Raw genomic sequence first — 14930 nt, forward strand, 5'->3', positions numbered from 1 at the left:
TGATGACCAGCGTCAGCGAACGTCCCGGCGGCGAGCCGGGCGCGGAGATCGGTTTTATCGGTCTCGGCGTCATGGGGCAGCCGATGGCCCTTAATCTCGCAAAGGCAGGCACCAGGCTGGTGGTCTGGAACCGCTCTGCGGCAGCAGCCGATCCATTGCGCGAGGCGGGTGCCACGGTGGCGGCGAGCGTCGAGGAGGTGTTTGCGCGCACACGCATCGTCATCCTGATGCTGGTCAACGAAACGGTGCTGGACGAGGTGTTGCGGCGGGGTACTCCGGACTTCGCCAAGCTGGTGTCCGGACATATCGTCGTGTCGATGGGCTCCAATCCGCCCGGCTATTCGCGCGGGCTTGCCGCCGATATTCTTAGCGCCGGCGGGCGATATGTCGAAGCCCCGGTTTCGGGGTCGAGGAAGCCTGCCGAGACGGCACAACTCGTCGCGCTGCTCGGCGGCGATGCGGAGACGGTTGCCGAGGTGCGGCCGCTGCTTGCACCGATGTGCCGCGAAACCATTTTGTGCGGCCCGGTCGGCAATGCGCTGCTTATGAAGCTGGCCGTCAACCTCTATCTCTGCACGATGCTTGCCGGACTGGCCGAAGCCGCGCATTTTGCTGAGAGCAACGGACTCGATCTTGAAACTTTTCAGGCGGCTATCAATTCCGGTCCTATGGCCAGCGATTTGACACGCGTGAAAATTCCGAAGCTTGTTGCGCGGGATTTTTCAGTGCAGGCGGCGACGGCCGATGCGTTCAACAGCACGAAACTGATTGCGGAGGCAGCTCGCGCCGCGGACATGGCATCGCCCGTCCTCGATCTCTGCCGCACTCTCTATGGTGAAAGCGTCGAACTCGGCAATGGCCGACTCGACATGGTGTCGGTGATCAAGGCGATCGAGGCCCGCACCGAAGCGCTTGGTCGCTCCTAGCAACTCATCGCGCAACCCCAATGTTGGGTTAAGACTTGGGCAGGTAATTCCGGAAGGACGGTCCTATGGACAGCAATCCTTTTCAACAGCTGGGCTTGAAGCATCCATTGATCGTCGCACCGATGGCCGGTGGTCCTTCGTCGGTAGAACTCGTGGCTGCGGCTTCCGCTGCCGGTGCCCTCGGCGCCATGGGTGGCGCCTATTTAAATGCCGCGACGATCGAAACCTTTGCAGCTCAGGTTCGCCAGCGAACCGACAAGCCGTTTTCGATCAATCTCTTCATTCCGCATTCGATCCCGGAGGTTGGCACCGATCGGCTTGAGCGCGCCGTGGCTGCAACCACAGGATATCGCCAGGAGTTGGAACTGCCGTCGCCGCAGCTTTCTCCTCCCTACGAAGAGGATTTCGATGCGCAGTTCGAAGCTGTCTTGCGCATCAAGCCAGCCTGCTTAAGCTTCGTCTTCGGACTGTTACCGACCGACCATGTACGAGAAGCGAAAAAGGCTGGTATCCCGCTGATCGGCACGGCAACGACACTCGACGAGGCGAAGGCGCTGGAAGAGAGCGGCGTGGATGCGATCGTGCTGCAAGGCTTCGAAGCGGGCGGTCATCGCGGCATTTTCGATGCGAGGGCAGAAGATCCGGAAATCGGCATGCGAGATCTCCTGGCGCAATGCGTCGGCACCATTCGCGTGCCGCTGATCGCAGCCGGCGGCATCATGACTTCAAGCGATATCCGGGCGGCACTGCAGGCGGGTGCACAGGCCGCGCAGATGGGCACGGCTTTCCTTGCCTGCGCTGAAGCTGGGACATCGGCACCCTATCGCAAAAAACTGCTCGAAACACCGGAGCGAAAGACGCGGACGACGCGCGCTTTCTCAGGTCGCTTTGCGCGCGGGATCGAGAACCGCTTCATGGACGAGATGGATGGGAAGCCGGAGGCCGTCCTTCCCTTTCCGGCGCAGAACAAGTTCACGCGGGACATACGCGCTGCGTCGACAGCGAAGGGATCTCCGGATCTCCTGTCTCTCTGGTCGGGAACCGGCAAGGGCGAGCTGTGGCAGGGGAGTGCCGCCGAATTGATCGGTCGTCTTTTTGCAGAGTGACGCTCAAAAAGAAAGGAGCCGGCAAGCCGGCTCCCGATCATCTTTCAAGACTGATAAAGTCTCGATCATTCCATGCCGAGTGCGGCCATGTAGGTCTGCAGGATGGATTCTTCTTCCAGGCGCTCGTTTGCGTCCTTCTTGCGAAGGCGAATGATGGTGCGGATCGCCTTGGTGTCGTAGCCGCGGCCTTTGGCTTCGCCCATGACATCCTTGATGTCGGACTGGATGGCGGCCTTTTCTTCCTCGAGGCGCTCGATGCGCTCGATGAATTGACGCAGTTCCGCCGCGGCCACGTTCTCGACGCTGTTCTCTTCCATGCACTTCTCCTAAAGGGTCTCAAAGGGGTCGCTTGCAGCCCGTCGCAGATGAGATCGGTCGGTCACCGATACGGCACATCGCTTCATGGCTTGCGCGGGATTTCGAATTCGATCGGGCAGTTGACGTGCCGCGAATGGCGCGCAAGGTCAAGCCGAATTGGTGAAGGGAGCGTTAATCTTTCGGCTTGTTCTGCTCGAAAGCGGCTTTTTGCACAGGCGAGGCTTCCTTCTGGTGCAGGTTCTTCCAATCTTCGTAGGGCATGCCGTAGATCACCTCGCGCGACTCATCCTTGCTGACCGGCAGCCCGGCCTCTTCGGCCGCTTCGCGATACCAGTTGGAAAGGCAGTTGCGGCAGAAGCCGGCAAGATTCATCAGGTCAATATTCTGAACGTCACTACGTTCGCGCAAATGCGCAACGAGACGGCGGAAGGCGGCAGCCTCGAGCTCGATCTCTTGTTCCTTGGTGAGCGTCGTCATCTCTTTCTCCTCAATTCGCTTGTCGCTTCACGCCTCATAAGGGCCAGTGCGCGAAGGATAGCGCTTATATTCATGGAGCGCGGGATCGGCATTGATCTCGGCGAAGATCGGTGCCAGGCGATCGGCCCATTCGGCAATGCCGGCCTCGTCGCCGATCAGATCCTGCCGGACCTCCAGCAGCGCATGCGCAATGCCTTTCATCATGCAATGGCGGAACATGGTGTCATTGCGCAGGGCACCGTCATAAGGCTCGTTGTCTCCTATCACGAGATCGGTATTGGCGCCGAGCTTTGCAAGGAGCGGCACGACGGCACGGTCGTCGCTATCCCAGAGCACGCTGGCATGCCAGGGGCGCGGCACGCCTTTCCAAGCCGGTGTAAAGGAATGCATCGAGAAAACCAGGGGCGCTTTGCCCGTCGCCTCGGCTACGGCGGAAATCGTCTCGTCGACCGCTTTATGATAGGGCCGGTGGAAGGCTTCTATGCGGTAATTCCATTCCTCATCCGTGATCGGATGATTGCCCGGGATGATGGCTCCGTCCGAGATCTTCATGATGAGCGTCGGGTCATCCTCGCCACGGTTCGGATCGATCAGCAGACGGGAAAAGCCGCCCAGCACGCCGGGCGCGCCCAGCCGCGCGCAGAGATGGCGGCACAGGCCTTCGATGCCGATGTCATAGGCGATGTGGCGGGAAAAGGCGGTCTCCGGCAGGCCAAGGCTGCCGTAACGCTCGGGCAGGCGCCGCATGGCGTGATCGCCAAGAATGACCATGCCTTTGTCACGATTGCCGGGTATGAATTCAAACGGTCTGAAATCGGTCATGCGGATTGTCGATTATTGAAATTTTCAACTCTTTGTTTGATTGCATGTGCCGATGGAAGGTGCAAGGTTTGCAGCTTCGATCGGATGGAGAGCGGCGCATGGTGCCGTCACCATCCCGTGAAGAAAATATAATCGATTAGAGTTGCGTTGACATTCATGGGATGGCGGCGCAAGAAGACGCAACAACGAATAACCGGGAGCCAATTGGAAGCCGTGTCCAGCCAAGTCGCGCCACGTTTCGTTAAGCGGTCAGGCCCGCTCGCCCGAATCGCCTTCCTCATCCTTGCTGCGGCCGCGCCGTTCTTCTTCATGCCGAATGCCGCCCATGCCGATTTCCGAACGTGCAATGGTACGCAGAACCTTGTCGGCGTTGCGATCGGCTATCGCGCGAAGGATGGCTGGGTGACGGAGGGCTGGTGGCAGATTCCGGCCAATACCTGCGCGACTTTGATCGAGGGGCCGCTTCAATCCCGCTATTATTACCTCTACGCAGAAGACGCGGCCCGCGGCGGCCGCTGGACGGGCGACGTCGAAATGTGCGTGGCGGAAAACGAATTCAAAATCCCAGGCGTCAAGGATTGCTACGCGCGTGGCTACCAGAAGATGGGATTCAAGGAATACGACACCGGGCGCCAGGCGAGCTGGATGGTTCAGCTTTCCGAGCCCTCGGGCAGCCAAGAAAGCCAGAATTGATGAGACGAAACCGAAAAGTCAAAATCCTCGCAACGCTCGGTCCGGCCTCCTCTTCGGAGGAAATGATCCAGAAGCTTCACGAGGCCGGGGCGGATCTGTTCCGCATCAACATGAGCCATGCCAGCCATGATGTGATGCGCACGCTGATCCAGCGCATCCGCGCCGTCGAAGCTCGTTGCGGTCGTCCGATCGGCATTCTCGCTGACTTGCAGGGTCCCAAGCTGCGCGTCGGCAAGTTTGCTGACACCAAGGTCGACCTCAAGCCCGGCCAGACCTTTACGCTCGACAATCAGGATATCCCCGGCGACAACACGCGTGTCTACCTGCCGCATCCGGAAATCCTGGAATCGGTTCAGCCCGGCCACCGCCTGCTGATCGATGACGGCAAGCTGGCGTTGCGTGCCGAAAAGTGCGACGGCAAGAGCATCGTGACAACGGTCATTTCGGGCACCAAGATTTCCGACCGCAAGGGCGTCAGCCTGCCCGATACGCTGCTCGGCGTCGGCGCGCTGACCGACAAGGATCGCGCCGACCTCGACGCCGTTCTCGCGACCAATGAAGTCGACTGGGTTGCGCTCTCCTTCATCCAGCGCCCGGAAGATCTGACGGAAGTTCGCAAGATCTCGCATGGCCGTGTCGGCCTGATGTCGAAGATCGAGAAGCCGCAGGCTGTCGAGCGCATCGAGGAAATCATTGAGCTTTCCGACGCACTGATGGTGGCCCGCGGTGACCTTGGCGTGGAAATGCCGCTGGAAGCCGTTCCCGGCATTCAGAAGCAGCTGATCCGCGCCTGCCGCCGCTCCGGCAAGCCGGTAGTCGTTGCTACGCAGATGCTGGAATCGATGATCTCCGCGCCGGTCCCGACCCGCGCTGAAGTCTCAGACGTCGCGACTGCCGTCTTCGAAGGCGCCGATGCCGTTATGCTTTCTGCAGAATCTGCATCCGGCGACTATCCGGTCGAAGCCGTTTCCATGATGGCCTCGATTGCCGGCACCATCGAGCGCGAGCCGCATTATCCGGGCATCATCTATGCCCAGCGCGCGCTGCCTGAGGCAACCGGCGCCGATGCGATCTCGCTCGCCGCCCGCCAGATCGCCGAGACGCTGAAGCTTGCCGCCATCGTCTGCTACACATCATCCGGCACCACCGGTCTGCGCGCCTCGCGCGAGCGTCCGCAAGTTCCGATCCTGGCGCTGTCGCCGATCATCCAGACCGCGCGGCGCCTGTCCGTCGTGTGGGGCATGCACTGTGTGGTCACTCATGATGCCACCGACCTCGACGACATGGTCAACAATGCCTGCCGCATCGTTGCCGAGGAAGGCTTCGGCAAGCCGGGCGACCGCATCATCATTTCGGCGGGCGTTCCGCTCGGCACGCCGGGCGCCACCAACATGCTGCGTATTGCCTATATCGGTTCGGACGGCCAGTCCGGCGTGTGATTGCCGACATCTGATTGCGGCAGCACCTTAAACACCCGAAACCCGCTGTCGAAAGACGGCGGGTTTTTTCTTGAAACCGAAGCGTCTGCGATCCCCAAGCAGGCGGATTGAGAAGGAGATATTCCAATGAAAGTCGGATTTATCGGATTGGGCCAGATGGGCAGCGCCATGGCCGTCAATCTCATCAAGGCCGGGCATGAGGTGACTGTCTATAATCGGTCGCGCGACAAGGCCGGGGCTCTGGCCGGCGAGGGCGCCAAGGTTGCGGCGACCGTAGCGGATGCGTGCGGCGGCAAGGCTGTCTTCACCATGCTCGCACATGACGATGCGCTATCGGCCGTCGTCCATGGCGATGGCGGCGTTCTGGCAAGCCTTGGCAAGGGTGCAGTCCATATTTCCGCCAGCACGATCAGCGTGGCGATGTCCGAGCGGCTCACTAAAGAGCACACCGCGGCGGGCCAGCGCTTCGTTGCCGCGCCCGTCTTCGGTCGTCCGGAAGCTGCTGCTGCGGCGAAGCTTTTCGTTGCCGCCGCGGGTGCGCCAGACGCCATCCAGTCGGTTACGCCGCTCTTCGACGCCATCGGTCAGCGGACTTTCGTCCTCGGCGAGGAGCCGAAGTCTGCCAATCTAGTCAAGCTCAGCGGCAATTTCCTCATCGCTTCGGTCATCGAGTCGCTCGGCGAGGCCATGGCGCTGGTCGAGAAGGGCGGTGTCGACCGGCATGCCTACCTCGATCTCTTGACCTCGACGCTGTTCAACGCACCTGTCTACAAGACCTATGGCGGGCTGATCGCGGATCGCAAGTTCCAACCAGCCGGTTTCACCGCACCCCTCGGCCAGAAGGATATCCGGCTGGCATTGGCTGCCGGCGAGGCGCTGAACGTGCCGCTGCCGTTGGCGAGCCTGCTGCGCGATCGGTTCCTCAACCTGCTGGCGCATGGCGGCGAGGAGCTGGACTGGTCGGCGATTGGCGCGTTGGCGGCAAAGGATGCGGGGTTGCTGGGGTAATTGGCTGACCTTGGGGGTGTCATCGCCGACGATTGAGTTCGTGGAGGGTGTGCACCCCCCTTTGTCACTTCGCGACATCTCCCCCACAAGGAGGGAGATCGTTGGGAGCTTGCTGCTCTTCCTTTCGAACCGACGAATTGCAGTTTCTGCAGATACGATGTGCCTTGGGGCTCATGGGTGCCGCCCCAATCTCCCCCCTTGTGGGGGAGATGTCCCGACAGGGACAGAGGGGGGTATCACAGGTGCGGCAAACTGGTGAAAGCCAGGCGAACGAAGCGACCCCTTGCTAACCACCTTCCCACATGCAACCTTCCTCTCTTCAAGAGGAGGGACACCATGCATCTCACCACGCTGCTCGCCTTCGCCGCCGTTTCCTTCATCGGTATTGCAACGCCGGGGCCGACTGTGCTTCTGGCGCTGACCAATGGTTCGCGCTTCGGCGTCAGGCGGGCCCTGCCGGGCATGATCGGTGCCGTTCTTTCTGACGCCGTACTGATCAGCGCCGTTGCCATCGGGCTTGGCGCCCTGCTGGCGGCTTCTGAATTCTGGTTTTCGGCCCTGAAATGGGTAGGTGCAGCCTATCTCGCTTTTCTCGGCATCATGATGCTGCGCTCCAAGGGAAGCATCGACGGCGCGTTGCAGGCGAGCGCGGGCCAGACGAAAGGAACCGCGTTCTCGATTGGGCTGAAGAGCTTCATGGTCGCCGTCACCAATCCGAAGGGCTATCTCTTCTTCTCGGCCTTCCTGCCGCAGTTCATCGATCCCTCGGCGCCGCAGATGCAGCAATATATCGTGCTCGGTGCGATCTTCGCCGCGCTCGATTTCGTAATCATGTTCGGCTACGCGGTCTTCGGTTCGCAGGCCGTGCGTGTGCTGAAGTCGGAAGGTGCAAAATGGCTCGAGCGCGCCTGCGGCGGCGCGCTGCTGGCTCTTGCCGGATCGCTGGCGCTCTATCGGCGTGCCGTGAATTAAAGGCCTAGTGGCGGCTTAATGCCGCCTCGAAGACTTCCCTGTCGACATTGCCGCCCGACGTGACCGCGATCACCGTATCCCCGTCGATGTGCTTGCCGTGGAAGAGTGCTGCAGCAAGCGCGACGGCGCCGCCCGGCTCCACCACGATCTTTAAACGGGTGAAGGCGAGTGCCATGGCCTTCTGTGCTTCTTCATCCGTCACGACGAGGCCGAGGCCGCAGAGACGCTTGAGGATCGGAAAAGTGATGTTGCCCGGTTGTGGCGTGATGATGGCGTCGCAGATCGAGCCCTGCAGTGCGGCATTGCGCTCGATCTTACCCGAGGCCAGCGAGCGCGTGGTGTCATCAAAATTTTCCGGCTCGCATGGATGCACCTTCAGGCCCGGAGCGCGGGATTCGAGCGCCAGTGCAATCCCCGAAGTCAGGCCTCCTCCGCCGCAGGGAACAAGGACGCTGGCCGTCTCGATGCCTTCCTCGGCGGCCTGTTCGGCAATTTCCAGCCCGGTCGTTCCCTGGCCGGCGATCACCTGCGGCTCGTCGAAAGGCTTGATGAGCGTCAGACCGCGCTCGCTGGAAATACGTGCGCCGATCTCATCGCGATCTTCCTTTACGCGATCGTAGAGCACAACCTCGGCACCGAAGGCACGGGTATTGGCGATCTTCAGCTTCGGCGCGTCGGTCGGCATGATGATGACAGAGGGGATGCCGTGCAGCTTTGCGGCCAGCGCCACACCCTGGGCATGGTTGCCGGAGGAGAAGGCGATCACGCCTCTGGCCCGCACGTTTGGCTCCAGCGCTGAAACAGCCGACCAGCCGCCGCGAAACTTGAAGGAGCCGGAATGCTGCAGGCATTCGGCTTTCACGAACAGGCGGCGCCCGGCGATTTCATCGAGAAAGGGCGAGGAGAGGAGCGGCGTGCGGCGCGCCCGGCCGCCGAGGCGAGTGCGGGCGGCTTCGATCATTGCGATATCGACCATGGAGGGATCACTCTTCTGATTTAGAAAGGCTTTCCATCCATAAAGCGCCGGACCTTCCTTTAAAATAGGGAGATTGTCTCCATGACACTTCAGGCGATACCAGGCAGCGAAAGATGTCCGACATTGTAGGTTTGGACACCCAGCCGGGCCGGATCTTTCGGCGGTTCGGCCAGGAGGCGGAAGCGCACCAGCGTCCAGTGTGTCGGCTCGAATGCGGCGACGGAGGCGAGCGCTTCGCCGTTCGAGATCACTTGCGCTGCTGCTTCGATCTCCTTCGCGCGGAGTTCACCGAGCGATGTCTCGGCATCGATTGTGACCACCTCGCGTGTCGCGAATTTGGTGCGGCGAATATCCCTGGACGTATCGGCGTGCCAGACGATCCAGGTATTGACCTGGGGGCGACCGAAATTCTCCGTCAAGGCTTGGAAGCCTGGGCCGCAGACGAAGTCGCTGAGACCTTCTTCCTCCTGCCAGACGTAGAAGGGCGAGTAGAAATTCTGCCGGCTTTCGGTGACGGCATCGCCCTTTCTCGCCGTCAGGTAGGCCTTGAATTTCAGGCCTGGAAGATTATCGAGCAGCGGACCTTTTTCGCGGATACGGCGATCGATGATCGCCATGTCATAATCCGCTGGGAGGGGAAAGTTATATTGCATGGCGATCATTGGTCATTCCTCCAGCCAGGTCACGGCGCTTCCATTCTGCGCCGCCTGGATACTGATATAGGAGAAGGCGTTCTCCGGCCCCGCGCCGTGCCGGTGGCGCTCGTTCGGGGCGAAGCTGATGCAATCGCCGGCGCGCAGCTCCTCAGCCGGGCCGCCGAAGCGTTCGGCAAGTCCGACGCCGGATAGAACGTAGAGGATCTGTCCGTGCGGATGCGTATGCCAGCGTGTCATGACGCCGGGTTCGAGTTCGCAGCGCATGGCTGTGAGGCCGCCGTTTTCGGCGTTCTCCACCAGCGACTCCACCAGGAAGGAGGCCGTGGCGATGCCCTCGGGCGACGGCCGCATATTCGTGCCGGCGCGGTGGATGGCGGGCGATTGCGAAGATGTCGTCTGAGGCATCGCTCTTAGACCTGCTCGATCATCTGCGCGCGGCCGTCAGAGAAGGACCAATCCTCGCGCGTCGCGGTGGTGATGGTAATCATGATGTCTTCGGGGCGGACGCCAGGCGCATCGCCAAGGAGTTCAGCGACGCGTCGATAGAAGGCTTTCTTGACCTCCGTGCTGCGCGGCTTGCCGATCGTGACATCGAAAAAGACGTAATCATCCGAGCGCGGCTTGCTGGCGAAATAGGTCCGATCGAAGACGAGTTCATGCGGCTCCAGCTGATGAATGGACTGGAAGCGGTCGGTCGGCGGTACCTCGAAGGCTTCGACCAGAGCGCGGTGGAAGTTATCCGAAAGTGCCTTGAGATATTCCGGCGACTTGCCGCGCAGAAGGGTGATGCGGGTGAATGGCATGGGATCGTTCCTGTTTCCGTGTCACTTGACGATCATAGAATGCCAGCGGATAATCATCCTGAAAATCAGATAATTCCGAATAAATAGTCCCGAAAATATGGATGGTTATTCATGCGAAAGGTCATCTTCGATCTCGATGTGCTGCGCAGCTTCGTCACTGGCATGGATCTCGGCAGTTATGCCAAGGCGGCCGACAGGCTGGGGCGTTCGACCTCGGCGATCAGTGCCCAGCTGAAGAAGCTGGAAGAGCAGGCAGGCATGCCGATTTTCCGCAAGGCGGGTAGAGGGTTGGCGTTGACGGAAGCCGGGGAGACGATGCTTGGCTATGCCCGGCGGCTGCTTGATCTCAACGACGAGGCGGCCACGGCGCTGCATGGGACGGAGCTTGAGGGCTGGGTGCGGCTCGGCTTGCAGGAGGATTTCGGCGAGACACTGCTGCCGGACGTATTGGGTCGCTTCGCCCGTGCCCATCCGAAAGTGCGCATCGAGGCGCGTGTCGTGCGCAATGCGGAACTTGTGGAGCGGGTGACATCAGGCAAGCTCGACCTGGCGCTTGCCTGGAGCGACGGCTTTCGCACGGCCTACACAGACCGTATTGCCGAAGTGCCACTGTGCTGGGTCGGTCCGGCAAATGGCGCTGTGCATTGGCATGCCGACAGCGGTGAGGTCATGCCGTTGGCTTCGCTTGAGGCGCCATGCCTGCTGCGCAACATCGCCACGAAGACGCTCGATCGCGCCGGTATCGGCTGGCGGATATCCTTCGTCAGCCCCAGCCTCGGCGGCCTTTGGGCTGCGACGGCGGCGGGTCTCGGCCTGACACTGCGGACGCCGCTCGGCTTGCCGCCAAAGGTGCGGCAATTGACGCCTGGCGAGGCGGGCCTGCCGGCGTTGCCGACGCTCGATCTCGTCCTGCATCGTGCCGAGGCGGAGGGAAGCCCGGCGACGGAGCGGCTGGCATCCATCATGTTGCAGGCAGTGCGGCAGACCATCGAGACCGTGCCGCAGAGCCGCATATTCGATGATGCGCCTAGTCACGATGTCGTCATGGCCTGAGATACGGCAGCGGATTCCGAAGATTCCTCCGTCAGGCTGGCGATGCGGATTTCAGCCTGTGCGGCAAGCACTTGCAGATCGCGCGGCTGGCCCGCCAGCCTTTCCATGGCGGCGATCGCGACATCCGTCGTTACATAATCCGGCTTGTGGCCGAGATTGCGGATGGTGATGAGTTCGGCGCCTGCGATATCGCGGGCGAGCCCGCGCGAATGCAATTCCTCCAGCACGACATCATCACTGTCGCCGGTGATGATGATGGTGGGCGCCTTGATCTCGCTGTAGCGCGGCGCGTGAGCGGAGACATAGGCAAAGAGATTGACCACGTCGATTGCGTTGTTGCGGAAGGTCTGGGGCCGCAACACCAGTTCCGGTGCCGTCTTCATGATATAGTCCGCTGGTCGTGCATTTGGGCGGAAGATGCTGAGCGTGCCGGTCTCGACCCGGCGCAAGCCGAGCGGGATGACGAAAAGCTGAGTGAAGAGCCAGCCGAAGACGGGGGTGGCGGCAAGCGTATAATACCAGTCGACGCCGCCCGACCAGGGGTGCGTCGCCGGGGAGAGGAAGAGCAGTCCCTCGGTCTTCTCCGGATGTCGCATGCCGAAAGCGGCCGCGATCGCACCGCCGAAGGAGTGGCCGATGATGATGGCGCTTCTGATGCCGCGCTTCTCCATGAGCTTTGCAATGGCATCGGCCTGACCGGAGGGAAGGGCGTTTTCGGCAGGCCCGCGTTCGGAATAGCCGTGACCGGGGCGGTCGACGAACAGCATTTCAGCGCGGCCGGCCAAAGGTGCGGCAAAGGCTTCGAACTGGTCGCGCAGATTGCCGCTCGCCCCATGGATAAAGACCAAGGCCGGCAGATCAGCTGTTGCCGGGCGTGGCAAATGCACGGCATTGAGGCGATAGCCGCCGATATCGGTAAGCTCGCCAATATTGGGATAGGCCTGCTCGATGGCACGGGTTTTGTAGGCGGAAAAGCCTGCGGCGAAAACGATAAGGATAACGATGACGGCGAACAAAGAATCGATCATTGCGGCACGGATCAAATATCTTAAGACGCTAATCTAGCGCGATATTGCGGCTTTTCATCCCTCCAAATGCGATTTCCGCCGGGAGACCGCCGCATGCAATCAGGTGCGGCTGCCGGCAAGTTTTTCCGAGAGCTTGCCTGCTTCTTCCTGGGCCGATCGATTCGCCGGGTAGACCTCCAGAAAGCGGTCCCAGATCTTCAGGGCCTGTGCGTCGTTGCCGCGCTCGGTCAGCATCGCCGCCATGCCGGCCAGCGCGCCGAAATGGCGCGGCTCGATGCGCAGGACCTGATTTATGTCTTCCATCGACTTGCGATAGTCGCCGATCGCAAAATTGAGCGTGGCGCGTCGGTTCCAGCCTTCGACATAGTCGGGCTTCAGCGAGATCACCTGATCGAGATAATCCATCGCGGCGGCATTACGCTTTTCCTGAATGGCCTTGTCGGCCCATTGCATCAGGAGATTGATGGTGGCGCTGCCGGAATCGCTGAGCTCGGCACTGATCTGGTCCGCAATCAGGCTTGCCTGGTCGGGATCGCGCTGCCGCTTGAGCGCTGTGAACAGATTGTCGAGCTGCTGCTTGGGCGACAGGGTGCCGGAGGAGGAGCCGGAATTCTGCTTTTCCACAGGGTTTGGCTCATCAGCCAGCGCCGCATGGGGTGCAGAGGCAGCCAGGGCAAGGAGAATCGGCAGGGCTAGATATGACAAAGCAAAAACGCGCATGGCGGGCATAGTAGCCCGCCAATGTCGAAGATCAAAACAAATTTGATGCGATCAACTAAAACTGAGGCCCGATCCATGGGATCTGAGCCGCGCGCTATATCAGCCCTGACGAGCCTTGTAGCGCGGGTTCAGCTTGTTGATGATGTAGATGCGGCCCTTGCGGCGGACGAGACGGTTGTCACGGTGGCGCGCCTTGAGCGACTTGAGCGAATTCTTGATCTTCATTTTTCTGATCCGCGATCTCTGAGGGGGAATGTCACATTCGCCCGGGTCTTTTAACAATCAAAAGCGCGCTCAGGGCGCGCTCTTTAGGGTGGGGAGCAAATACCCTGTCATACTGGGCCTGTCAACCATGTCAGGGCTTTTTCCCGCTGATCTCAGCGCAGAAGCTGTGTGACATGGCCCATCTTGCGGCCCGGCCGGGCTTCGGTCTTGCCGTAGAGATGCACGAGCGTGTCGTCAAGGCGCAGCCATTCCGGCAGTGCCAGGATGTCGTCGCCGATCAGATTCGTCATGACACAATCCGAATGGCGCTGAGGGTTTCCGAGCGGAAGGCCGGCGACGGCGCGGATATGCTGCTCGAATTGCGAGATGATGCAGGCGGCCTCCGTCCAGTGGCCGGAATTGTGCACGCGCGGCGCCATTTCATTGGCGATCAGGCTGCCATCGGCAAGCACGAAGAACTCGATGCCGATGACGCCGACATAGCCGAGCGCCGTCAATATCTTCTCGGCAGCGTCGCGAGCGGCGTTCGCCGTCTCTTGCGAAATGCTTGCCGGCAGCGTCGAGGTGTGGAGAATGCCATTGCGATGGACATTCTCGGCCGGATCGTAGCAGGCGACCTTTCCGTCGCTCCCGCGGGCGGCGATGATCGAGATTTCGCGCTCGAAGGATACGAAGCTTTCCAGAATGAGGGGTACGTTGCCCAAGGCTGCATAGCCGCCCTCGGCGCTGTCGGCGGCGGAGCGATAGACGCGCTGTCCCTTGCCGTCATAGCCGAGACGACGGGTCTTCAGCACACCTTGCCCACCGAAATCGGCGAGCGCCTTTTCGAGATCAGCCTGGCTGTCGACGGCATGGAAGCGGGCCGTCGGAATGCCGCAGCCGTTGATGAAGCTCTTTTCGGTCAGCCGGTCCTGCGCCATTTCAAGCGCCTTGGGCGGCGGATAGACCGTTACCTGCAAGGCAAGATCCTCAGCGGCGGTAACGGGGACGTTTTCGAATTCATAGGTCACGACATCGCAGCGCTTCGCCAGCTCGGCAAGCGCGGCCGCATCGTCATAGGCGGCCGCGATCTGCGCATTGGCGACATGGGCGGCCGGGCAATCCGCCTGCGGCTCGAGGATGATGGTGCGGAAATTCAGGCGTGCAGCCGCCATGGCCAGCATGCGGCCGAGCTGGCCGCCGCCGATGATGCCGATCGTCTTCACGCTCATAGGTCGTCCATCGGATATTCGGCGACTGCCGCGCTCTGGCGTGCCCGCCATTCGTCGAGCCGGTCAGCGATCTCTTCGTCGCCGAGAGCCAGCACGGCGGCGGCAAGAAGGGCGGCGTTGACCGCGCCGGCCTTGCCGATCGCGAGCGTGCCGACGGGAATGCCGGCAGGCATCTGCACGATCGAGAGAAGACTGTCCTGGCCGGAGAGCGCACGGGATTGCACCGGCACGCCGAAGACCGGCAGCGGCGTCATGGACGCCGCCATGCCCGGTAGGTGTGCAGCGCCGCCGGCGCCGGCGATGATGACCTTGAAGCCCTCGTCCTTTGCGCCCTTGGCGAAGTTCACCAGCCTGTCCGGCGTACGATGAGCAGAAATGATGCGCGCATCATAGGTGATCTCAAGCGCTTCCAAGGTGTCCGCGGCATTCTTCATGGTCTCCCAGTCGGACTGGCTTCCCATGATGATGGCGACAGGCGGTCTTTCGGTCATCATCGT

The 14930-nt window shown here is 61.3% G+C and carries 19 protein-coding genes; 7 read left to right on the plus strand and 12 right to left on the minus strand.

Going from position 1 to position 14930, the window contains the following annotated elements:
* Nucleotides 1-2 precede the first annotated feature (2 nt).
* A complete protein-coding gene (locus JJQ51_RS18035) occupies nt 3-926 on the plus strand; it encodes an NAD(P)-dependent oxidoreductase (protein ID WP_269245037.1) in 924 nt (307 codons plus the stop codon).
* 65 nt (nt 927-991) lie between these two features.
* Nucleotides 992-2032, plus strand: coding sequence for an NAD(P)H-dependent flavin oxidoreductase (locus JJQ51_RS18040; protein ID WP_269245038.1), 1041 nt, complete (start codon nt 992-994; stop codon nt 2030-2032).
* Between the two features lie 65 nt (nt 2033-2097).
* On the opposite strand, the gene JJQ51_RS18045 is transcribed toward JJQ51_RS18040, so the two are convergent.
* From JJQ51_RS18045 to JJQ51_RS18055, 3 genes are all read right to left on the minus strand, one after another.
* The gene (locus JJQ51_RS18045) at nt 2098-2349 is read right to left on the minus strand and encodes a DUF2312 domain-containing protein (RefSeq protein ID WP_069613239.1); all 252 of its coding nucleotides are present in this window, start codon (nt 2347-2349) and stop codon (nt 2098-2100) included.
* 172 nt (nt 2350-2521) lie between these two features.
* Nucleotides 2522-2827, minus strand: a complete 306-nt coding sequence (locus JJQ51_RS18050) for a DUF1244 domain-containing protein (protein ID WP_069613238.1) — start codon at nt 2825-2827, stop codon at nt 2522-2524.
* 27 nt (nt 2828-2854) lie between these two features.
* On the minus strand, nt 2855-3649 hold the full coding sequence (locus tag JJQ51_RS18055; RefSeq protein ID WP_269245039.1) for an N-formylglutamate amidohydrolase: 795 nt from the start codon (nt 3647-3649) through the stop codon (nt 2855-2857).
* Between the two features lie 204 nt (nt 3650-3853).
* Here JJQ51_RS18055 and JJQ51_RS18060 point away from each other — a divergent pair, with 204 nt between their 5' ends.
* The 4 genes from JJQ51_RS18060 (at nt 3854) to JJQ51_RS18075 (ending at nt 7761) form a co-directional block, all read left to right on the plus strand.
* Nucleotides 3854-4342, plus strand: a complete 489-nt coding sequence (locus tag JJQ51_RS18060) for a DUF1036 domain-containing protein (protein WP_069613236.1) — start codon at nt 3854-3856, stop codon at nt 4340-4342.
* On the plus strand, nt 4342-5781 hold the full coding sequence (gene pyk, locus JJQ51_RS18065; protein ID WP_015341054.1) for a pyruvate kinase: 1440 nt from the start codon (nt 4342-4344) through the stop codon (nt 5779-5781). Before JJQ51_RS18060 ends, pyk begins: the two co-directional genes overlap by 1 nt.
* Nucleotides 5782-5907: 126 nt before the next feature.
* On the plus strand, nt 5908-6789 hold the full coding sequence (locus tag JJQ51_RS18070; RefSeq protein WP_269245040.1) for an NAD(P)-dependent oxidoreductase: 882 nt from the start codon (nt 5908-5910) through the stop codon (nt 6787-6789).
* A gap of 336 nt (nt 6790-7125) precedes the next feature.
* Entirely contained in the window at nt 7126-7761 is a 636-nt protein-coding gene (locus JJQ51_RS18075; protein WP_113389170.1) for a LysE family translocator, read from the plus strand.
* A gap of 4 nt (nt 7762-7765) precedes the next feature.
* Here the strand turns inward: JJQ51_RS18075 and JJQ51_RS18080 are convergent, their stop codons facing one another.
* The 4 genes from JJQ51_RS18080 to JJQ51_RS18095 all read right to left on the minus strand — a co-directional run bounded on the left by JJQ51_RS18080 (nt 7766) and on the right by JJQ51_RS18095 (nt 10196).
* Nucleotides 7766-8737, minus strand: a complete 972-nt coding sequence (locus JJQ51_RS18080; protein ID WP_145631954.1) for a threonine ammonia-lyase — start codon at nt 8735-8737, stop codon at nt 7766-7768.
* 89 nt (nt 8738-8826) lie between these two features.
* The gene (locus JJQ51_RS18085; RefSeq protein WP_145631956.1) at nt 8827-9399 is read right to left on the minus strand and encodes a DUF4865 family protein; all 573 of its coding nucleotides are present in this window, start codon (nt 9397-9399) and stop codon (nt 8827-8829) included.
* A gap of 3 nt (nt 9400-9402) precedes the next feature.
* Nucleotides 9403-9798, minus strand: coding sequence for a cupin domain-containing protein (locus JJQ51_RS18090; protein ID WP_113355218.1), 396 nt, complete (start codon nt 9796-9798; stop codon nt 9403-9405).
* Between the two features lie 5 nt (nt 9799-9803).
* A complete protein-coding gene (locus tag JJQ51_RS18095; RefSeq protein WP_113355216.1) occupies nt 9804-10196 on the minus strand; it encodes a tautomerase family protein in 393 nt (130 codons plus the stop codon).
* A gap of 111 nt (nt 10197-10307) precedes the next feature.
* Between JJQ51_RS18095 and JJQ51_RS18100 the strand changes: the two genes are divergently transcribed.
* On the plus strand, nt 10308-11249 hold the full coding sequence (locus JJQ51_RS18100) for a LysR substrate-binding domain-containing protein (RefSeq protein WP_113355214.1): 942 nt from the start codon (nt 10308-10310) through the stop codon (nt 11247-11249).
* Here JJQ51_RS18100 and JJQ51_RS18105 read toward each other — a convergent pair.
* The 5 genes from JJQ51_RS18105 to purE form a co-directional block, all read right to left on the minus strand.
* Entirely contained in the window at nt 11228-12277 is a 1050-nt protein-coding gene (locus JJQ51_RS18105) for an alpha/beta fold hydrolase (RefSeq protein WP_113330448.1), read from the minus strand. The genes JJQ51_RS18100 and JJQ51_RS18105 overlap by 22 nt on opposite strands.
* 99 nt (nt 12278-12376) lie before the next feature.
* Nucleotides 12377-13006: a hypothetical protein gene (locus JJQ51_RS18110; RefSeq protein WP_113389167.1), complete on the minus strand. Its 630-nt coding sequence runs from the start codon at nt 13004-13006 to the stop codon at nt 12377-12379.
* A gap of 90 nt (nt 13007-13096) precedes the next feature.
* Complete coding sequence (ykgO, locus tag JJQ51_RS18115; RefSeq protein WP_003582204.1) at nt 13097-13222, minus strand: type B 50S ribosomal protein L36; 126 nt, start codon at nt 13220-13222, stop codon at nt 13097-13099.
* Between the two features lie 152 nt (nt 13223-13374).
* Entirely contained in the window at nt 13375-14433 is a 1059-nt protein-coding gene (locus JJQ51_RS18120; RefSeq protein WP_269245041.1) for a 5-(carboxyamino)imidazole ribonucleotide synthase, read from the minus strand.
* Nucleotides 14430-14924, minus strand: coding sequence for a 5-(carboxyamino)imidazole ribonucleotide mutase (gene purE, locus JJQ51_RS18125; protein ID WP_069613329.1), 495 nt, complete (start codon nt 14922-14924; stop codon nt 14430-14432). The genes JJQ51_RS18120 and purE overlap by 4 nt, the downstream gene beginning before the upstream one ends.
* Nucleotides 14925-14930: the final 6 nt, after the last annotated feature.

It is taken from the genome of Rhizobium sp. AG207R, from assembly GCF_027109195.1.
GTDB classification, from domain to species: domain Bacteria; phylum Pseudomonadota; class Alphaproteobacteria; order Rhizobiales; family Rhizobiaceae; genus Rhizobium; species Rhizobium dioscoreae.